Here is a 20,575-nt window from a genome sequence, read left to right as displayed (position 1 = left end):
GGAATCGATCAGCAAAGGAATCCCCGCATGTGGTTAAGCTTTAACTATGCTCTTATCGCTTCTGGACGCTGGGGCACGAAGCTGTTAAGCTCCGTCTCACTGCCTTCAGCAGGCAGCTCATCCAATACGCGAACGAGCTTGCCGCGGCATTCATTGACGCCCGCTTCTGTAATTTTTACGCGGCATAGCTTGCCAATCAAGGATTCCGAGCCGTTGAACACCACTTGAATGTAGTTGTCCGTGTAGCCCATAACGAGTCCTGTTCCCGGCGCACCTTTATAGTCGCGCTCCGGTATGACATCAAGCACCTGGCCTACATACTGCTCTGCATACGCAAGCTGCATCTTCTCGGACAAGTCGATCAGCTTATGGACGCGCTCATTCTTCACCTCTTCATCCACCTGCTCATCCATCCGGGCGGCAGGCGTGCCTGTACGTTTGGAATAAGGGAAGACGTGCATTTCGGCAAATTTCAGCTCTTCCATAAAGCGGAAGCCATTTTCGAACATTTCTTCCGTTTCACCCGGGAAACCAACGATCACGTCTGTCGTGATCGCGACGCCTGGCATTGCCTCATGAAGCCTTTTGATTTTGGCAGCAAATTCTGCAGTCGTATATTTGCGGCGCATCCGTTTCAACACGGCGTCCTCTCCTGCTTGGAGCGGAATATGCAGGTGGCGGCACATTTTGCCGGAACGGTTCAGCACGTCGATCATCGCATCGTCGATTTGACTCGCTTCGATGGAGCTGATCCGAATACGCTCTAGGCCCTCCACTTTATCCAAATCCCATAGCAAGCTCGTTAAATTGTAATTTTCCATATCATCGCCGTAGCCACCGGTATGAATGCCCGTCAGCACAATTTCCTTATAACCTGAAGCTACAAGCTGCTTTGCCTGATCCAAGACGCTCTGCGGAGCGCGGCTGCGGGAGAGCCCGCGTGACCAAGGGATGATGCAGAAGGTACAGAAGTTGTTGCATCCCTCTTGAATTTTCAAGAAAGCACGCGTCCGCTCAGAGAAATCAGGTACATCCAGCTCTTCGAAGTCACGTGTTTTCATAATATTGCGCACGGCGTTTACCGGCTGGCGGTCGCCTTGAATTTGATTGACAAAGGTCATGATCTTCTCGCGGTCTTGTGTGCCGATGACGAGGTCAACGCCTTCAATGGCCATAATTTCTGCAGGAGACGTCTGAGCGTAACAGCCTGTCACCGCAATAACCGCGTCCGGATTACGGCGCACGGCCCGTCTAATAATTTGACGGCTCTTCTTATCTCCTGTATTCGTTACGGTACAGGTGTTAATTAAATAAACGTCTGCTGTCGACTCAAAATCGACCTGCTCGTAGCCTTCGTTTTTGAACAGCTGCCAAATCGCTTCTGTATCATAGAAGTTTACTTTGCAGCCTAGCGTGTAAAATGCGACTGTTGGCATAGTTGTTACGCTCCTCCCATTTCTCCGGATTCATATAATAAGCAGGTTAAGCCTACGATACCCGCTGTTTCCGTTCGCAATATCCGTCTGCCTAAACCGACCAATACGGCACCTGCCGCTTCTGCTTCAGCCGCTTCGCGGTCTGTGAAGCCGCCCTCCGAGCCGACGATGAGCAACACGTTCGGCGTGCTGACCGCAGCCGAATTTTCAAGCCATTCGCGTATCGCCAAGCGGACACCTCTGCCATGGGCAGCATGCCCTTCACGCTCATAGCAAAATAATACCAAATCATACGAGCCGAACGACTGGATGAGCTCTTGCCAGCTTTGCACCGGCTCAATGCTCGGAATGCGGTTGCGGTGTGCCTGCTCGGCTGCTTCCTTCGCTATTTTGTTCCAGCGGTCGATCCGCTTCGCTTCCTTCTTCGCGTCGTACTGCACAACCATGCGTTCGGATTGAAAAGGTACGAAAGCATAAGCTCCGATCTCCGTCCCTTTTTGTATAACCAGCTCCATCTTATCGCTCTTCGGTAAGCTTTGCGCGATCGTAATGTCCCAGCTTGGCTCGCTGTCCGCGCTTAGCCTCTCGACTATTTGAGCTTTAATAACCATTGGAGAAGCCTCAAGCACAGTAACTAGCGCCGTACGCGACTGTCCGTCGCTAACGATAAACTTATCACCTGGCTTCGTTCGCATGACCCGGACCGCATGATGCGCATCCTCGCCAATTATGCGGATTTCGGAGTCGCCAAACTGCTCCGCCGCTACAAAATATCGTTGCATCGTTGTTGCCAACCACCCTTAAACAAATTCCATCCTTCATAATAGCATGTTTGCCTTTTGTAAATCTATCAGAAACCGTTGCCAGTCAAATGCTGATTGTATCAGCGCCGGATTCCTATCACCCATTAGAAGAAAATCTGGTAAACCCATGCAAATGTGTTATTCATTAAATCTGCGGACAGACCCGTTAACGGGTCCAGCGTTACTTTTCGAAGCGGCGGTATAAATACGATGAGCAGAAATATGAACATCCCCCACTGCACATTCTGATCCAATTTGTAACGAATCTTAAGCGGTAAAAGATCCGCAATGATCCGGTAGCCGTCAAGCGGCGGAAGCGGAATGAGATTAAAAATAAACAGAAAGAAATTATACCAAATGAAATAATCAAAAAAACGGTCAATTGCCGCGCCAACGCCTACAGATGTGCCTTCCATTACTCCTGAGGCTATGAGCGCGACATATATAATAATTCCTATTATTCCAAGCAGCAAATTGCTTAGCGGTCCGGCAAACGTTACGATAATGTTCATGATTCTCGGGCTGCTGAATTTGCTCGGCGTGACCGGCACGGGCTTCGCCCATCCAAAGCCTGCTATCAGAATCAGCAGAGTACCCAGAATGTCTAAGTGAACACGCGGATTTAGGGTCACACGCCCGGCATTATAAGCCGTATCGTCTCCAAACTTATAAGCGCTATAGGCATGAGCGAACTCATGCACAGTGAACGCAATTACTAATGCTAGAACAACAAAGGGCAAATCCTCAAGCGGAAACCTGAAAAAGCTCTGTAAGTCCATTAAACCACCTGCGGCTTTCTCGCTATAAATGCGATCCATTCCTCATCGCGGCGCTTCTCGACAATTTCGAAGCCGGAACGAATCAAACCTTCTTCTACATCGTTCTCTTTGTTTTTATAAATACCGGAAGCAATGTAGATGCCGTTCGGCTTCAAAGCAGCGTACACATCATCCACGAACAGCAGGATGATTTCGGCCAGTATATTAGCTACAACGAGATCTACCGGTACCGTAACCGCAGTCGCTAAAGCGCCTGAAGCATGTACTTCTCCGGCCGAATCTTCTTTGATTACGCCGAGCAAGTCGCTAAGGCGCACTTCGATTTGCTGCGAAAGATCGTTAAGCTTTACGTTCTCCGTTGCACTGGATACGGCAATCGGATCAAGGTCAAGCGCAAGGACGCTCTTCGCGCCTAGACGGCAAGCGCCGATAGCAAGTATGCCCGAGCCGGTACCGACGTCGATTATTTCTTCTCCGCCGCGAATGACAGACTCAAGCGTCTGCAGGCAAAGCGCCGTTGTAGGGTGCGTGCCCGTTCCGAATGCCATCCCGGGATCCAGCTCAATGATCCGCTCATTCGGACCAGCCTCATATTGTTCCCATGTCGGCTTGATTGTTAACGTATCCGAGATACGGAGCGGCTTAAAATATTGCTTCCATGCCGTTGCCCAATCCTCGTCGTCTACGGAAAGCACCGAATATTGTACGTTTCCGGGATCGATATCAAATTCGCGAAGCTCCTCGACACGCGGACGAATAGCTTCGATTAGCGCATCCATGTCCGTATCTTCCCCAAAATAGCCCTTAATGACTGCTTGACCTTCCGGAATATCGTTAAGCGGAAGCTCATACCATTGTCCAAGCGACGTATCGCGCTGCTTGCTCAGTGTACCCGATTCTTCAATGGATACGCCTCCTGCTCCCCATTCATGCAAAAAATTAGATATCATCTCCTGCGCCTCTTCGGTCGTTGAGATCGTGAGTTCTTGCCATTTCATATGTATTATCCTCCAATGCCTATCGTAAACGGCTATCGCCCGGCCACAATTGGCCAGACAAACGTTTCGCTATAAAAACCTAACATCTATTGTACACCAGAGTAGTGCCTTTGCACAAAAAAATGAACCGATAACGCTTTATTTTTCCAATATCATTACAAAAAGAGAGCCTGCAAGCAATTGACTTGCAGACTCTCCTTATCAAGTAACCGTCGTATTCACATCTCCGCCTATTTGCTGGATCAGATGGAGCGCTCGTTCAGCGACGGATTCATCCACGGTAGCGGTCAGCAATCCGCTATCGAACAATCCGTTCACTTCAACCGCGCGCAGCGCTTGGAGCTTATGCAAAGCCTCCTGAGCAGCGCCCTCGCCCTCGAACTTTGCTTGAATTTCGATTTGACTCATTATTCCTGCTCGTTGCGCTGGTCAGCTGCTGCTGCACGCTCCGCAGCTATGCGGTCAGCTTCGTCTGCAAGCTCTTCGGAAAATTCTACATCCTCATTTTTTCCTATGGGTAAGTTACCAAAGTTTTGTTTTTCCAAACTGTTTTTGTCTTCCATTGTTAAATTCCCTCCGGTTGTTTGTGATGTATGGTTTTCCTACCCGAATAGAATATGAATTTCCGTCAAAATCTATACAGTTATGAAAAGGAAAAAAGACGTGCCGGGTTATTCACCGCGGAACGCCTTTTTCATTTTGTCGAAAATAGATTCATGGTGCTCATGATCATTGGCTGCGGCATCGCTGCTAAGCCCGCCAAACTGGCGCAGCAGTTCCTTCTGATCATCGGTCAAGCTTGTTGGCGTTACGATCGTAACCTTCACATGCTGGTCACCTTGGCCGTATCCCCGCAATTTAGGCACGCCCTTGCCTTTAAGCCTAAAGTAAGTTCCCGTTTGAGTGCCTGACGGCACCTTCAGCTTCACCTTTTCGGTTAACGTAGGAATCTCAATTTCATCCCCAAGCGCTGCCTGAACAAAAGTAAGCGGGACCTCGCAATAAATATCATCGCCTTCGCGTTCGAAAAACTCATGCGCCTTCACGCGAATGACGATATACAAATCGCCTGCAGGACCGCCGCGAAGCCCGCCTTCGCCTTCGCCTGACATTCTGATTTGCGCGCCGTCATCAACACCAGCCGGTATGCGGATATTGATCTTGCGTTGACGCTTCACTTTGCCTGCGCCGTGACAAGTTGTACATTTGTTTTTAATTACGCGGCCTGTGCCGCTGCAATTCGTACAAGCACGACGGTTGACCATGCGCCCGAACGGCGTATTTTGCACAACTTCCTGCTGTCCGCTGCCCTTACATACCGAACAAGTTTCCGGCTTCGTACCCGGTTTTGCTCCGTCGCCATGACAGGTATCGCATGTCTCTGTGCGCGGAATCGTAATTTCGGTTTCTTTGCCGAATACCGCTTCCTTAAATTCGACCGTCATCGTATACTGCAGATCATTGCCGCGCTGCGGCGCGTTTGGATCGCGGCGACCGCCCCCGCCACCGAAGAACATATCGAAAATATCGCCGAAGCCTCCGCCGAAATCTGCGCCGCCTCCGCCCATGCCCTGATTCGGATCAACATGGCCGAACCGGTCATACGTCGAGCGTTTGCTGTCATCGCTCAGTACGTCATAAGCTTCCTTTACTTCCTTGAATTTCGTCTCCGCATCCGCAGCCTTGTTCACATCGGGATGATATTGGCGGGCTAATTTACGGTATGATTTTTTAATTTCATCTTCCGATGCATCCTTGCCAACACCAAGCACCTCATAATAATCACGTTTGCTTGCCACCTGTTCTCACCTCCGCTATCTATCATATGATTCCATGCGCAATTGCGCACGAAAGGAGGTCAAAGCCAGGTAGCGCCTGTCTTTGACCTCTTGCTCGCTACACTTTATTTATTATCGTCAACAACTTCGTAATCAGCGTCTACTACGTTGTCTTTGCCTTTTGCCGCGCCTGCTTCCGGCGCTGCGCCTTCAGCTGCTTGCGCTGCTTGCTCATACAGCTTAACCGAAAGCTGTTGAACGATTTCTGTCAGCTCCGCTGCTGCTGCATTAATTTGCTCAAGATCGTCAGTTGCAAGCGCTGCAGTCACTTTCTCTTTCGCAGCGTTCGCTTTTTCGATTTCAGCAGCATCCACTTTATCGCCAAGATCTTTAATCGTTTTGTCAACGGAGTAGACCAATTGGTCAGCGCTGTTTTTGGCTTCAACAAGATCGCGGCGCTTGCGGTCTTCTTCAGCGTTCAGCTCAGCGTCCTTCATCATTTGATTGATTTCATCTTCACTCAGGCCGCTGGAAGAAGTAATCGTAATTTTTTGGCTTTTGCCTGTGCCTTTGTCCAGTGCGGATACGTTAACGATACCGTTCGCATCGATATCGAAAGTTACTTCGATTTGCGGTACGCCGCGCGGTGCAAGAGGAATATCGTTCAATGTAAAGCGGCCAAGCGTTTTGTTGCCTGCAGCCATCGAGCGCTCGCCTTGCAGGACGTGAATTTCAACGCCCGGCTGATTGTCGGCATAAGTGGAGTACACTTGTGACTTGCTCGTAGGAATCGTCGTGTTGCGATCGATCATTTTTGTGAACACGCCGCCAGCAGTCTCGATACCGAGGGACAATGGCGTTACGTCCAGCAATACTACGTCTTTCACATCGCCAGTCAATACGCCCGCTTGTACGGCAGCGCCAAGAGCAACTACCTCATCCGGGTTAACGCCTTTATGCGGGTCTTTTCCGATCAATTTTTTAACGGCTTCTTGTACCGCAGGAATACGAGTCGATCCCCCTACAAGTACAACTTTATCGATATCGTTAGAAGACATGCCTGCATCGCTAAGCGCTTGACGAGTCGGTCCAAGCGTACGCTCAACGAGTGCAGCAGCAAGCTCTTCAAATTTTGCGCGGGTAAGGCTGATCTCCAAATGCTGCGGAACGCCGTCAACCATTGTAATAAACGGAAGCGAAATAGCCGATGTCAAAACGCCGGATAGTTCCTTCTTCGCTTTCTCAGCAGCATCCTTCAAACGTTGAACAGCCGCTTTATCTTTGGACAGGTCGATACCTTGATCCTTCTTGAATTCAGCAACAAGGTAATCGATGATCACTTGGTCAAAGTCGTCGCCGCCCAGCTTGTTATCGCCGCTTGTCGCTTTAACTTCGAAGAAGCCGTCGCCAAGCTCAAGAATGGATACGTCAAACGTACCGCCGCCAAGGTCATAAACGAGAATCGTTTGGTCTTCCGTTTTCTCAAGGCCGTATGCAAGTGCGGCAGCTGTCGGCTCATTGACGATACGAAGTACTTCCAGACCGGCAATTTTTCCAGCATCCTTTGTAGCTTGGCGCTGGCTGTCGTTGAAATAAGCAGGAACCGTAATAACCGCTTGTGTTACAGTTTGACCTAAGTATGCTTCCGCATCAGCTTTCAATTTTTGCAAAATGATTGCAGAAATTTCTTGCGGCGTATAATCTTTATCGTCGATTTTTTCTTTATGGTTCGTACCGATATGGCGTTTGATCGAGCTGATGGTACGATCAGGGTTCGTGATCGCTTGACGTTTTGCCGTTTCACCGACAACACGCTCGCCGTCCTTCTTAAAGCCTACAACCGAAGGGGTTGTACGATTGCCTTCCGGGTTAGGAATAACGACGGCTTCGCCGCCCTCCATTACTGCTACGCAAGAGTTTGTTGTACCAAGGTCAATACCGATTACTTTACTCATAGCTAAAGTTCCTCCTACATGGAATTGTATTTTAACGCGACATCCGTTTTCTGTGCCTTATTTATGGAAGATAGTCATTTATGTCTAGCTGCTTACTTTAACCATTGCTGGACGCAAAATCTTGTCTTTCAGGATATAGCCCTTCTGCACTTCTTCTACTACGATGCCTTCCGCATGCTCGTCGGATTCAACCTGCATAATAGCCTGGTGGAATTCAGGGTTAAACGGCTCACCTACTACGTTCATCGCTTTTAGGCCTTCCTGCTCCAGCGTTTGCTCCAGTTGGCGGAAGATCATGTCCACGCCCTTCGCAAGTGATTCGAAATCGCCGTTAGACGAAGCAGCAGCAACAGCACGTTCAAAATTATCTACAACCGGCAGCAGCTGACCGATCAGCTTCATCGATGCATACTGTCCGAGCTCTTCTTTTTCCTTTAATGTACGGCGGCGGAAATTGTCGAAATCCGCTTGGACGCGCAAAAAGCGCTGCTGGTTCTCGTCAGCCAGCTTCAGAAGTTCCGCATAACGCGCATCTTCCTCCACTACCTCGCTTACCGATTCCTCGTAAGCTTGCTCCGATTGCTCAGCAGTTACTACCTCTTCCGCAGCCTGGGCCGCTTCATTTTGTTGCTCCTTTGTACTCATGCAATCACCTCCTTAAAAATGTACGAAGTAGATTTGACACCGCAAGCTTCAGCATAAAACTATTTATACCAGCGGCTGAGCAGAACCGCCATATCCTTAGATATCATATCCAAGAGACTAATGACTTTGCCGTATTCCATTCGTGTTGGTCCTAAAATACCGATCGTTCCCAGCGATTGTCCATCAATGGCATAGGTTGCTGTTATAAGACTGCAATCGCTAATTGCCTTATGGTCATTTTCTGTCCCGATACGTACTTGTATACCTGATGGAAGGCCGGAAAACATTTTCATTATGGCTGGTGTCTCATCAAGCAGATCCAAAATCGTTTTTACTTTGTCAACGTCCTTGAATTCAGGCTGCGTCAGCATGTTTGTCGTTCCGCCGAGGAAGATCCGATGCTCATCTCCATTTTGGAGCGCATGATCCAGCACCTGCATCAGCTGTTCATAATGATCAACATGCCTTTCAAGCTCTTGCCCCACTTCCGTGTAAAGCTTCGAACGCAGACGGACCAGCGGAACGCCAACCAGTCTCGTGTTTAAAATGTTAACGACCTTTTCCATATCCTCCATTTTGAGGCCGGCTGGAATCGTTATCGTCCGGTTTTCAACATGTCCGGTGTTCGTCACAATAATGGCGACTGCCGACGTTTGATCAAGCGGCACAAGGCCAAAATGCTTAAGTGACGTGCTGAACATTTCCGGTCCAAGCAAAATAGATGTGTAATTGGTCAAATTGGATAGGATCATCGCGGTTTGCTGAATGACCTGCTCCATTTGGTTCATTTTGTCCGTAACGAACGAGCGAACCATGCCAATGTCATTCTCATCCACTTCACTAAGCTTTATTAAGTGGTCAACATAATAACGGTAGCCTTTAGTCGATGGGACACGCCCTGCTGACGTGTGCGGCTGCTCCAGGAAGCCAAGCTCCTCCAGATCCGCCATCTCATTGCGAATAGTAGCCGGACTGAAGCCAACGTCGCCGCGCTTCGAAATGCTGCGTGAACCGACTGGTTCTGCTGAGCGAATATAATCATCCACAATTGCGTGCAAAATCATCCGTTGTCGTTCCGACAGCATTCGAATACCCCCTACATAAATTTTTAATCCGTTATTGCGGTTTACCATCGTTAGCACTCAATCGAATCGAGTGCTAATCATTACTACAAAAATACCAAACCAACTTGTCGATTGTCAAGTCAGTTCGGCATTTTTAGTGCGCCTAAATTCGGTTTAATTAAAAATCTTATTATACTTTATGCACTCTTCCCGCTTCATCGACTGCATATTTCTCTCTTCTGATCCGATTCTCGCCTTGATACAATTCTACGATGCGATTCGGCGCAGCAGTGTCATCGATAACCACTTTCCAGCCGTTCGTATTCAGCAAAGCGAACACCTCATCGTACTCCATGGCCTTAAAACCGTAAAATCCGCTTAATCCTGCCCATTTTTTCAGCAGCACCGTCGTTACATGTTTAAGTTTATCCTCTACTGCAGCAAGCTGGTCTTTTCTTTGGCTCATATCTATATGGCTCCTCTATATGACAATAAACACTTTCTTTAACTATATAGCAAAACGTAAATAATTGCGATTAATCCAGCATTTTCAGAACGGCTATTTCATCGCAGGCGAGCTGCTTCGGACAGTTTACGCAATCCTTCCATACTTTTTCGGGAAAAATTTCTTTATCTACGACCTTGAAGCCATTTTTCTCGAAAAAGGATACGGCGTACGTTAAAGCCATAATTTTCGGAATTTGCTGCTCTCTTGCCTGTTCGATCAACGCGTCGACCAGCTTGCTTCCGATGCCGACGCCCTTGTAGCCCTCGGACATGCCTAGCGACCGTATCTCTACTAAATCCTTGCCCAGCCTAGTCAGGGAACCGCAGCCGACAACCTCGTCCCCAATTTCCGCGACGACGAATGTATCTATCATATATTCGAGCGCTTCCCGAGTGCGAGGCAGCATAATGCCTTTCTCGGCATAACCTTTAATTAAATGAAATAATGTCTCGATATCGTCTGTTGCCGCTTTTCTGCATACGACCTGCAATGCCTGCATTTTTGCCTTCGCCTCCACCCGGTGCAATCAAAATCAATATGAATAAATATACAACACAACGAATTAATTCTCAAGAGAATTTTAGCCGGAATATCCGATAAAAGAGCCAAACACTTCGTTCCCGAGAAGCACGCCTTTATCCGTCAGCCGATAAATGGTGTCGTCCCCGGTTTTCTCAGCTTCCAACAGGCCATCGTCCATCAATTTATGAATTACACCGCCAAACTTTCCTTCCAGCGTTTGACCTGCAAATTGATTAGAAAAGCGTGACGCAGGCACACCCGCAAGCAGCCTAAGCCCTACCATCATCAAATCCTCCATCGCCTCCGCCTCGGGCACCAAGGCCGTCTCAAGGCGTGGAAGCTTCTCCGCTGCCGCATCGATGTAAGGCGTAATGCCCTTCAAATTGACGTGACGCATGCGATTCGTATAGCCATGCGCACCAGCTCCCAATCCGTAATAAGGCTCGTTGCGCCAGTAAGTGGAATTATGACGGCTTTCATAGCCGGGCTTAGCAAAATTGCTTATTTCATAGTGCGCATAGCCGTTTTCCTTCAGCATGTCCATCAGCAGGATGAACATATTAAATTCCTCTTCTTCCGGAGGCAATGGCAGCTCATTGCGCTCATACAGCTTATGGAACAGCGTATTTTCTTCTACCTTCAGACTGTAAATGGAATAGTGGGGCAGCCCCAGCTCCATTGCCCGGTTAACACTGTCTCTCAGCAGCTCGACCGTCTGGCCCGGCAAGCCGAACATTAAATCGATTGATAAATTGGTAAAGCCTGCTGCACGCGCATTTTCAATGCTGCGGTAGACATCATCCACACTATGAATACGTCCGATGCGCTCCAGCAATCCGTTATCAAAGGACTGTACGCCGAAGCTGATCCGATTCACTCCTCCAGCCTTCATGGCGGTCAGCTTATCGATATCCGTCGTACCCGGATTCGCTTCCATCGTAAACTCCACATTCGGGGCAAGTGGAAAATAAGTGCGGACAGCCTTCAGAAATTTTTCCATTTGCGGCGGGGTAAGTACGGTTGGCGTGCCGCCTCCGACAAATACAGTATCGATTTCCGCCGGCGGCCACTGCGCAACCGTCCGCTGCATTTCCATTTCAAGCGCGTCCAGGTACTCGTCGACCGGCTGCCCTTTCAAAACATAGGAGGTAAAGTCGCAATAGTGGCATTTATTCGTACAAAACGGGATGTGTATATACAAAGCGCGCGGTGATTGCGTTATGGTCATCGTTAACATTCTCCTTCAAGCGCAAACGGCTAACGCCGTATACTAGCGCCGCGGCTCAATTTTGTTTGGATACAGAATGCGAAATAAAGGTTACTTTCAATAGAAAAGAGGGAGAGCTGCGCCCTCCCTCATCCTCGTACGTCTTAATCCTCGCCGATTTTGAGTACCGCCATGAACGCTTCCTGCGGCACCTCAACGCTACCTACTTGCTTCATCCGCTTCTTGCCTTCCTTCTGCTTCTCGAGCAGCTTCCGCTTCCGGCTAATATCACCGCCGTAGCATTTGGCAAGAACGTTTTTACGCATTGCTTTGACCGTCTCGCGGGAGATAACCTTGTTTCCGATGGATGCCTGAATCGGCACCTCGAACATTTGGCGCGGAATAAGCTCTTTCAGCTTCTCGCAAATAACCTTGCCACGTTGGTATGCACGATCGCGGTGAACGATAACGGACAAAGCATCGACCTGCTCATTGTTGAGCATAATGTCCATCTTGACCAAGTTGGATTTACGATAACCGGTTACCTCGTAATCGAACGAAGCATAACCCTTCGTGCTAGATTTCAGCTGATCGAAGAAATCATAAACGATTTCCGACAGCGGAACTTGGTACGTAATCGTAACGCGGTTGGTGTCCAAATATTCCATATTAACGAATTCGCCGCGTTTGTTCTGGCAAAGCTCCATAATCGTGCCGACGTAATCATTCGGCACGATAATCGCCGCTTTAACAAACGGCTCCTCGACAAAGTCGAGCTTTCCGGCTTCCGGATAGTTCGACGGATTATCGATCTCCAGCGTATCGCCGTTCGTTAACGTTACCTTATAGATTACGCTTGGTGCGGTCGTAATAAGCGGGATGTTGAACTCCCGTTCAATCCGCTCTTGAATAATTTCCATATGCAGCAAGCCGAGGAATCCGCAGCGGAAGCCAAAGCCCAGCGCAGTTGACGATTCCGGCTCGTATCTGAGCGATGCATCGTTAAGCTCCAGCTTCTCGAGCGCTTCGCGCAAATCGTTATAGTCCTGTGTTTCGATTGGATACAGACCGCAGAATACCATCGGGTTGATCTGACGGTACCCGGGCAGCCGCTCCGCCGCAGGTCTCTTCGCATCAGTAATCGTATCGCCGACGCGCGTATCCTTTACGTTCTTAATACCCGCTACGACAAAACCGACATCCCCGACAGCAAGCTCCTTCACGATCGACATACGCGGCATAAAGGCTCCTACCTCGATGACTTCGAATTCTGCGCCCGTCGCCATAAACCGGATTTTTTTGCCCGCTGAGATGTTTCCGTCCATAACCCGAACATAGACGATTACGCCTTTATAGGGATCATAGTGGGAATCGAAAATAAGCGCTTTAAGCGGAGCATCCGGATCACCGGTCGGTGAAGGCATCTTCACGACAAGCTGCTCTAATATTTCTTTGATGCCGATACCGGCTTTCGCCGAAGCAAGCACCGCATCGCTCGCATCAAGTCCGATTACATCTTCGATTTCCTGCTTCACCCGTTCAGGCTCCGCGCTAGGCAAATCGATTTTGTTAATGACGGGCACGATCTCCAGATTGTTATCCAGCGCCAAATATACGTTGGCAAGGGTCTGCGCTTCAATACCTTGAGCAGCATCGACAACGAGCAAAGCGCCTTCACAAGCCGCCAGGCTTCGTGAAACCTCGTATGTGAAATCGACGTGTCCCGGTGTATCGATCAGGTTCAGAATATACTCCACTCCATCATCTGCCTTATACGCTAAACGAACAGCCTGCAGCTTAATGGTAATTCCGCGTTCCCGCTCCAAATCCATTTGGTCAAGCACCTGCTCCTGCATCTCGCGGGATGACAAGGCGCCGGTAAACTCCAAAATCCGGTCAGCAAGCGTGGACTTTCCGTGGTCTATATGTGCGATAATGGAAAAATTCCTAATTCTCTTTTGTCGGTCACGTACGTCAGTCATGCCTAACCCCCACAATTTCCAATAATGCTGATCATTCCTCCTATTATATCAGTTCAAGGGAATACCAGCAATGTTCATTATCATTTGATCAAGCCGTCGAATATGGAAACGACCATGCGAATGCCTTCGCTTGACATATTTTGCAGCAGGCCGGAGGTTGAATCGGCTATCCGGTTCACGGCCGGCTGGTCATTTTGGGTCGGAACGCCGGGCAGCCGCTCATTCTCGGCAGCTATGCTTTCGGCAGGCGCAGGCGCTGGCGTATATTCAGCTTCTGCGAGCGAAGCAAGCCGCTTCAGCTCCTCAAGCTCCTTCTCGAGCTCGGCAATTTTTTTCTGCTGGGAAACTGCGAACTCATTACGCGGATTTACGGTCTCCTCAGGCGAAGCGGTCTCTGTATATTCGTCCGCTCCTTCCACGGGACCGTATATACGCTCAATGCCCGCTGAAGTCATATCAATGCCGTACATGATGATAATCGCCATGGCTCCGCCGAGCACCGTCCATTTTAGCGTATTCCGCTTCATTTGCTCATCGTTCCTTTCTTTTAAAAAATGATTGCCCTGCTAGTTCGCCTTCCCATTCTTCGCCGATACCTTCTCATCCGCCCAATAAATGTTGGATATCACTTCCGCAAGCGCATCCGCTGTACGGTAGGACTCCTCAAGCGTATTATCCACACCGCCGACTTCGATAAGAACACTATCCGTCGCCAAGGACTGATTGTATTCCGCATTTCCGGATGCAGCGGTTTTCCCCCAAATACCGCGCGAGATGCCTGGATATTTTTTATCTAATTCCTCATGAATTTTGGTCGCGAATGCCTCGTTCTTTTCCCAATCCGGATTTCTATGGCCAATGATGAAATAAACCTGCGCATAGCTCTTCCCGTCAATTTCGACCGTCGTATATTTCCGTCTCTGCGAATCGCGGTGAAGATCGAAGAAAAACTTCAAATCCTTGCTGCTGGCGATAGCTTCCTTGACGGTTTTCATCGAATATTTATAAGATAATTCCCATCTGTAATTTTTAATGGCGGTTGGATAGTCCGTATCAGAATGCTGCGCGCCGATGCCTTCTTCCTCAAGCTTTTGGGCAAGCCGCTTGCCCACGAGCGTTATATTTTTGGTGCTGGAGTTCGGGTCCTTTGATTTATCCGTCAGCACGGGGTACCATGATTCGCGATTATGAGAGTGATAAATGAATACGACTTTAGAGCCGCCAGTCGTTGGTTTCACCTCTTCGTCGTTATCGCCTTCGGCAGGCTCGTCCGTAGGCAGTGGATCCGTTTCATTCCCAACTTCATTATCTGATACATCGACTCCTGTTTCCTCATTAATGCCGCCAAGCGGGTCATAAGTGATCGGTGCATTGTCCTCCGGTCCTACAGCCGTATCCGTACCCAAGCCTTTGCGTATGAGTATAGCGTCATTTGCGCTCATGCCGGGCAGCTCGCCTGCAAGCAGACTCTTTGGATCATTTGGATTGATATCTGTTAACGCCCGCATTAGAAATGCGCTTATTTGCTTGGTCGTAAACGACTCCGTTTCCAGGCTGCTATGAAAAGCAGGCATCTCCATTTCTAGCATATCCCCAAAAAAGCCGCTGGATACGGCAGCAGCGAATCCTTTCATCGAATTGACCGGCGATTTTGTCGTTTGCTGATGCGCAATACCCGCAATACCGAGCATGACAAAAAACAGCATAGAACTAAAAGAGAGCAACGCGAACGTACGTCCCGTTACTAGCAATTGTCTCATTCGTTTGCTTTCTCTTCCGATATCCAGCAGCATGATCCTTCGTTTCATTGGCTTTTATACCTCCCGCTTCTTTGAGCCAGTGGCTGAGTTACTACTAAACTATGAGAGTGATAGAGTTCATAGAACCTCATTCATGTGAAAGATTTGCTTCTAATAGAGTTGTGTTGAAGCAGATCGGCGCTGGAACGTAATCAGCTGCATACATCCAAAAAACAAAAAGGGCTGTCTCAAAAGGTCTAAAACCTGAGAGACAGCCCCTGTATTGTACATTCTTTTTCCGTATGTTAATGCGTATAGGCGGCCACATTGCTTGAATCGACAGCCTCATGCAGCGCGGCGTTAAGACCGCTCGCAATAATATTCGCAATATCCTCAATGAATTCATCAATTTCCTTAGGGGTTACCAGCAGGTCGTGACCGAGTGGACTAAGCACTTCCTTAACCAGTTGAAGGCGCTCCGCTTCCTCCATCTGATTCACCAGGCCCAAAATTTGATCCGAATTGGCGTTGTGCTTCTTAAAGTGGCTGCTCATCATTTCAAGCGTATTATTTACGATCGTCGAAGCATAAACGACGGTTGGCACACCTATCGCAATGACGGGCACGCCTAAAATCTCTTTCGTCAGCCCTTTTCGTTTATTGCCGATGCCCGACCCCGGATGAATGCCTGTATCCGCAATTTGTATCGTCGTATTGACGCGTTCAACTGCCTTGGAAGCAAGCGCATCGACCGCAATGACCAGATCCGGCTTCGTTTTGTCGACGATCCCGTGCACGATTTCACTGGACTCTATACCCGTAATGCCAAGCACCCCCGGCGCAACCGCGCTTACGGCCCGGTAGCCCGGCGCTACCTGGTCAGGCATAAGCTCAAAATAATGACGGGTAACCATCACGTTCTCTACAACGATTGGACCAAGCGCGTCAGGGGTAACATTCCAGTTGCCCAAGCCGACAATTAGCACTCGCGCCGTTTTGTTAATGGACAATCTTTCAAGGAAGGCTTCAAAATGCTTCGCGAACTGCGTCGCGACGCGATCCTGCAGCCCCGTATCGCCATTTCGCAGCCCCGGCACCTCGATTGTCACATAATGCCCCTGCATTTTTCCAATCGCCTGAGCGCCCTGCTCGTCCTGAACATAAAGCTGCGTTACCGTAATGCCGTCATCTTCGGTTGTTTCCGATTGGATGCCAGGTATAGGTCCGCCCCGCGGAGCCTCGGCCATCTCCTTCGCTTCAAGCGCCAAATCGGTTCTGACATTGTATTTTTGCAAATCGAGATCTTTCTCCACTGCTCATTCTCCCTTCAATCACAAGTTCTGAGGTTATTGTTTGCAGATGGTTTTTTTTCATACTCGTCAATCAGCGTGCCGCTTGGACAGACTATTTCAACATGGCGCTTCTGCTATTGCTTTTTGGGCTTGTGCATGATAATATATTTTAAGTTGTGTTGTTTAGGTTTATTATGTAAATAAACCGCTGTAAACAGTTTAGGAGGTGAATTCCATGCCAAACATTAAATCCGCGATTAAACGCGTTAAAACAAGTGAAAAGCGTCGTGCTTTGAATGCATCCCAAAAATCCGCACTTCGTTCGGCCGTTAAATCTGCTGACCATGCTATCGCTGGCACTGATGTAGATGCTGCTAAAGCAGCTCTTGTCGCTGCAACGAAAAAGTTGGACAAAGCAGTAACTAAAGGCCTGATTCATAAAAATGCGGCTTCCCGCAAAAAATCTCGTCTTGCTAAAAGACTTAACGCCCTTTCGGCTCAAGCCTAAACAAGATACCAGCTTAAACGCTTTACGCCGTCCTATGGGCGTTTGAAGGTCGTTTGGCAAAAAAAAGCTTCACTGCTCCTTACCGGGCGGTGAAGCTTTTTTTATTAATTGCTTGCTGTCATTTGTTTGTCCAGCTGCTCAAGTACGAACGGCCATTTATGGTGGTGTTTATTCCGTGATTCCTCATCCGAAAACCCTTTATGCGAAAGACGCAGCAGTATGCCGTTGCTTTGAGGCTCCAGCTCAACCGTAACAACCGTCTCGGCTCCCTTCGCCCCCCCGTTCCCTGTAACCCATGTCACTTCGATTAGCCGGTCAATCGGCATTAAATCATCAGCCCTTTCAGCTAGCGGTTAACCCTTGTAGTACTCAATATTCGGTCTGCTTCTTTATAGGCGTTGAACAATGAATAAAAAAACGGCGCTGGAGACAGGGTTATGCGCCCTTCTCCATGCCGAGTGAAAGCAAATACAGCTCTAAACCGAGCGTTTTGTCGATGGCTCCGGTTTTCATTTGATAATCGAGATCAGCAAGGGAAGCGAGCAGCCTGCCAAGCCTCGCCACTTGAAACTTCCGGCTTTTCTCCGCGGCAAGCTTGACGGCATAAGGATGCAAGCCAAGTTGGCCAGCCATTTGCTGCGGTGAATATTGATGCTGCTCCAGCTCTTTGATTTGCAGCATGATCCTTAATTGCCTAGCAATAAGCGCCGCGATTTTAATCGGCTCCTCACGGCGTACGAGCAGCTCCCTATACAAGCGAATCGCTCTGTCAATACGAAGCTCAGCTATGGCATCCACGAGCGCAAACACATCCTCCTCAACGGCCGCAGCGGTAAGAATTGCTGCAGATTCCAGATCAATGGTTCCGCCTTGGCCTGCATGCAGACAGAGCTTGTCCACCTCTTGCGACAGCTGCTGCATATTCGCTCCCGCCCTTGAGAGCAGCAGCTCCGCCGCATCTGGCAGCAGCGTCCGGTTTTGCTCCGATGCCCGTTTGATCATCCATTGCTTAAGCTGAGCCGCATCCAGTTCTGGAAACGGAACCAGCGCCTTGCGGTCCTTTAATGTCTTTACGAGCTTTCTCCGTTCGTCCAGCTTCTCGGCATTTACGGAAATGACAATGATCGACGACTCTGAAGGATATTCCATATATTGAATAAGCTTCTCGGGACGGTGCTCGATCTTTCCGCCTTCTTTGCCGCCGGCACATAGGACGGTCGCGTCCCTTATGAGGATAAGCTTGCGCTGAACGAAGAACGGCGATGTCTCCGCTTCGAGAACGGCTTCATCGATCGAGGTCTCCGCCGTATCAAATTTTACAATGCCGAGCTCGCGTTCCTCAGCGGTAAACAAGGCATCTGTCAACGCGTTAATAAATTGCTGCAGCCGGTATCGGTCCTTGCCATACAGCACATAGATTGGACGAAAGCGGCCGCCCTTTATTTCCTTTAATGCTTCCTTGGCATCCATTCCTTCACCCCATCACCAGTAATTACAATTACACGGCAACAAAGGGATGAGCCGTTTATAGGCTTCATCCCTTGTCGAACATCTATATAAACATCTGCAGGCAGGCCCATGGTGCCGCCCTGCGGATGGTCATACGACGTTAAGACTTCGTCGCAGACACTCTCGTTGCTTATAATCTATGCAGCAGCGGATAAATGTGTGCGAATAACTCCTAGCGGAAACGGCTGACGCCGTCCGGGCGGAAAAGCTTTTTCAAATTGAAATATGAGTCAAGCAGAAGAGCTATACTTATGCTTGCATATATTCTAATTAATGATCTGCCTTCTTCTCCGTAAGGGAAGCCAGATCAATGACATATTTCACGATTGCGCCCTGCTCCAAATGAACCTCGTAGGTCAGCTGCGCACTATCCTCTGACCAGTTCAGATTCATCAGCTTACCGTTTTTGCGCGGTGATGTGAACACAAGCGATTGGTCTGATACGGCGTATATTTTGAGCGTAAAGTCTTCTGCCTGAGCGCTATATTTGCCATTAGGGGCAATTAATGCAGAATGATCAGCTGCAATGCCATATCCGTTCTTGTCTTCTTTACCGGTAAATCCCTCGGAAGAGTTCGATCCGTCGCCATCGTTAAGGCTTTTGTCTATACTATCGGATTGTTCGGCAGCAGGCGCATCATTGCCCGTGCTTGCATCCGAATTCCCTGAAGTTGGCATCGCTTTCTCCTCTGATTCTGCCTTATTCGCATTCGATGAAGGCTCTTCGGCGCTATCCTGCTTCTTAAGTGCTTCCGTTCCAATTTTTGGAGCATCGATATTTTCAGGAATTTTTGCAGTAAACGATAATTCCTGCCGCGTTTCATTTGCCATATCGGCTGCCCCGCTATTTGCAGCGTCATTAGCTGCAAATTGCGCTGCACCGCTAAAGCCCGGCGACATACCCGGCTTATACGTAACCAGAAACAATCCTGCTACGATTCCTGCCGCGATAACACCGCTCATGATCCGTATAGACGGCCAGCGTCGTTCACGCTTCGCGCGGAGCGATGCCGGCTCCGCCATTTCGACAGCAGAGGACGGTTCCGTTTCCGATTCAGGCTGACTAAACAGCTCAATCCGTTCCAGCTGCGGCATAATAGCATCCACTAAGCTGTACCTCGGCATTACTTTCGGCAAACTGGTAAGCTCGGCGGACAACAGCTGTAAACGCTCGAACATAGCTGCACAGTCCGGACACTGTCCAGTATGATTCATCAAGACTGTTTTCTCGCTTTCGTCGAGATCGTCGTCAAGCTGTCTTTGCATTAGTTCCATCACCTCTTGACAATTCATCCCCGGACACCACCTTTCTGATAATCATGGAGTAACGTTTGCAGCTGCTGCCTAGCTCTGAATAAATATGATTTCACAGTGTTGAGCGGTAAATCAAGCGAGTCTGCAATTTCATTGTAAGAGAAATCCTGTAAATACCGAAGGACGACAACCGCGCGATGGTGCTCAGGAAGCTTATCGATAGCGGCTCGAATGTCATGAGCAGCATAAGCAGACATTACCTCGTCCTCCACATTCTGTTTCTCATGGAATACCATGTCGTGCTCATCTATCGAGACGGTCGGTTTATTTCTCCGAAACTTGTCAATGCAAATGTTAGTTACAATACGCTGAATCCAAGTCTTAAATTGTGCTTTTTCTTCGTACGAGCCAATTTTCGTGTAGATGCGAATAAGCGCTTCCTGCGCTGCATCCAGGGCGTCCTGTTCATTATTTAATATATAGTAGGCTGTCCGATAAACATGTGTTTCAATCTCTCGCAATAGAGTAATTAAAGCGTCGCGATCTCCCGACTGAGCGGCTCTTATAAGCTCCGGCTCCACCACGAAGGATCCCCC

General features: G+C 48.9%; 22 protein-coding genes. 1 reads left to right on the top strand and 21 read right to left on the bottom strand.

Annotated features, from left to right (window positions below):
* Positions 1-44 precede the first annotated feature (44 nt).
* The 17 genes from mtaB to gpr all read right to left on the bottom strand — a co-directional run bounded on the left by mtaB (position 45) and on the right by gpr (position 16,729).
* Entirely contained in the window at positions 45-1,436 is a 1,392-nt protein-coding gene (mtaB, locus tag ASG81_RS00400) for a tRNA (N(6)-L-threonylcarbamoyladenosine(37)-C(2))-methylthiotransferase MtaB (RefSeq protein ID WP_056627466.1), read from the bottom strand.
* A gap of 5 nt (positions 1,437-1,441) precedes the next feature.
* On the bottom strand, positions 1,442-2,218 hold the full coding sequence (locus tag ASG81_RS00395) for an RsmE family RNA methyltransferase (RefSeq protein ID WP_056627464.1): 777 nt from the start codon (positions 2,216-2,218) through the stop codon (positions 1,442-1,444).
* Positions 2,219-2,343: 125 nt separating this feature from the next.
* The gene (locus tag ASG81_RS00390) at positions 2,344-3,018 is read right to left on the bottom strand and encodes a site-2 protease family protein (RefSeq protein ID WP_056627461.1); all 675 of its coding nucleotides are present in this window, start codon (positions 3,016-3,018) and stop codon (positions 2,344-2,346) included.
* Positions 3,018-4,016 carry a 50S ribosomal protein L11 methyltransferase gene (gene prmA / locus ASG81_RS00385; protein ID WP_056627458.1) on the bottom strand — a complete coding sequence of 333 codons (999 nt, stop codon included), beginning with the start codon at positions 4,014-4,016 and terminating at the stop codon, positions 3,018-3,020. The genes ASG81_RS00390 and prmA overlap by 1 nt, the downstream gene beginning before the upstream one ends.
* Before the next feature lie 201 nt (positions 4,017-4,217).
* Complete coding sequence (locus ASG81_RS00380) at positions 4,218-4,424, bottom strand: hypothetical protein (RefSeq protein ID WP_056627454.1); 207 nt, start codon at positions 4,422-4,424, stop codon at positions 4,218-4,220.
* Positions 4,424-4,579, bottom strand: coding sequence for a YfhD family protein (locus tag ASG81_RS29510; RefSeq protein WP_081417037.1), 156 nt, complete (start codon positions 4,577-4,579; stop codon positions 4,424-4,426). The genes ASG81_RS00380 and ASG81_RS29510 overlap by 1 nt, the downstream gene beginning before the upstream one ends.
* Positions 4,580-4,687: 108 nt before the next feature.
* Complete coding sequence (gene dnaJ, locus ASG81_RS00375) at positions 4,688-5,815, bottom strand: molecular chaperone DnaJ (RefSeq protein WP_056627451.1); 1,128 nt, start codon at positions 5,813-5,815, stop codon at positions 4,688-4,690.
* 104 nt (positions 5,816-5,919) lie between these two features.
* Positions 5,920-7,749 (bottom strand): molecular chaperone DnaK, encoded by a 1,830-nt coding sequence (gene dnaK / locus ASG81_RS00370; RefSeq protein WP_056627448.1) that lies wholly within the window; start codon positions 7,747-7,749, stop codon positions 5,920-5,922.
* An 84-nt stretch (positions 7,750-7,833) separates the two neighbouring features.
* Complete coding sequence (gene grpE / locus ASG81_RS00365; protein ID WP_056627445.1) at positions 7,834-8,394, bottom strand: nucleotide exchange factor GrpE; 561 nt, start codon at positions 8,392-8,394, stop codon at positions 7,834-7,836.
* Positions 8,395-8,453: 59 nt separating this feature from the next.
* Positions 8,454-9,479, bottom strand: coding sequence for a heat-inducible transcriptional repressor HrcA (gene hrcA / locus ASG81_RS00360; RefSeq protein WP_056627442.1), 1,026 nt, complete (start codon positions 9,477-9,479; stop codon positions 8,454-8,456).
* A gap of 169 nt (positions 9,480-9,648) precedes the next feature.
* The gene (locus ASG81_RS00355) at positions 9,649-9,924 is read right to left on the bottom strand and encodes a hypothetical protein (RefSeq protein WP_056627439.1); all 276 of its coding nucleotides are present in this window, start codon (positions 9,922-9,924) and stop codon (positions 9,649-9,651) included.
* Between the two features lie 70 nt (positions 9,925-9,994).
* Complete coding sequence (locus ASG81_RS00350; RefSeq protein WP_056627436.1) at positions 9,995-10,465, bottom strand: N-acetyltransferase; 471 nt, start codon at positions 10,463-10,465, stop codon at positions 9,995-9,997.
* An 81-nt stretch (positions 10,466-10,546) separates the two neighbouring features.
* Entirely contained in the window at positions 10,547-11,716 is a 1,170-nt protein-coding gene (hemW, locus tag ASG81_RS00345) for a radical SAM family heme chaperone HemW (protein WP_442952791.1), read from the bottom strand.
* A 143-nt stretch (positions 11,717-11,859) separates the two neighbouring features.
* On the bottom strand, positions 11,860-13,677 hold the full coding sequence (gene lepA, locus ASG81_RS00340; protein ID WP_056627429.1) for a translation elongation factor 4: 1,818 nt from the start codon (positions 13,675-13,677) through the stop codon (positions 11,860-11,862).
* A gap of 80 nt (positions 13,678-13,757) precedes the next feature.
* Positions 13,758-14,204 (bottom strand): hypothetical protein, encoded by a 447-nt coding sequence (locus ASG81_RS00335; protein WP_056627426.1) that lies wholly within the window; start codon positions 14,202-14,204, stop codon positions 13,758-13,760.
* Positions 14,205-14,243: 39 nt separating this feature from the next.
* Positions 14,244-15,485: a stage II sporulation protein P gene (spoIIP, locus tag ASG81_RS00330; RefSeq protein WP_056627423.1), complete on the bottom strand. Its 1,242-nt coding sequence runs from the start codon at positions 15,483-15,485 to the stop codon at positions 14,244-14,246.
* 236 nt (positions 15,486-15,721) lie between these two features.
* On the bottom strand, positions 15,722-16,729 hold the full coding sequence (gene gpr, locus ASG81_RS00325; RefSeq protein WP_081417036.1) for a GPR endopeptidase: 1,008 nt from the start codon (positions 16,727-16,729) through the stop codon (positions 15,722-15,724).
* Positions 16,730-16,943: 214 nt separating this feature from the next.
* Here gpr and rpsT point away from each other — a divergent pair, with 214 nt between their 5' ends.
* On the top strand, positions 16,944-17,216 hold the full coding sequence (gene rpsT / locus ASG81_RS00320) for a 30S ribosomal protein S20 (RefSeq protein WP_056627420.1): 273 nt from the start codon (positions 16,944-16,946) through the stop codon (positions 17,214-17,216).
* 104 nt (positions 17,217-17,320) lie between these two features.
* Here rpsT and ASG81_RS00315 read toward each other — a convergent pair whose 3' ends face one another.
* The 4 genes from ASG81_RS00315 to ASG81_RS00300 form a co-directional block, all read right to left on the bottom strand.
* Entirely contained in the window at positions 17,321-17,542 is a 222-nt protein-coding gene (locus tag ASG81_RS00315) for an SRPBCC family protein (protein WP_056627416.1), read from the bottom strand.
* Between the two features lie 109 nt (positions 17,543-17,651).
* Complete coding sequence (gene holA / locus ASG81_RS00310; protein ID WP_056627413.1) at positions 17,652-18,686, bottom strand: DNA polymerase III subunit delta; 1,035 nt, start codon at positions 18,684-18,686, stop codon at positions 17,652-17,654.
* A gap of 309 nt (positions 18,687-18,995) precedes the next feature.
* Positions 18,996-20,018: an anti-sigma factor family protein gene (locus tag ASG81_RS00305; RefSeq protein WP_056627410.1), complete on the bottom strand. Its 1,023-nt coding sequence runs from the start codon at positions 20,016-20,018 to the stop codon at positions 18,996-18,998.
* Positions 20,015-20,563 carry an RNA polymerase sigma factor gene (locus ASG81_RS00300; RefSeq protein ID WP_056627408.1) on the bottom strand — a complete coding sequence of 183 codons (549 nt, stop codon included), beginning with the start codon at positions 20,561-20,563 and terminating at the stop codon, positions 20,015-20,017. The genes ASG81_RS00305 and ASG81_RS00300 overlap by 4 nt, the downstream gene beginning before the upstream one ends.
* Between the last annotated feature and the right edge of the window lie 12 nt (positions 20,564-20,575).

The sequence above is a fragment of the Paenibacillus sp. Soil522 genome (assembly GCF_001428245.1).
In the GTDB taxonomy this organism is placed as follows: domain Bacteria; phylum Bacillota; class Bacilli; order Paenibacillales; family Paenibacillaceae; genus Pristimantibacillus.
The sequence above is the reverse complement of the archived record's forward strand: the minus strand, read 5'-3'. Positions and strand labels throughout refer to the sequence as shown.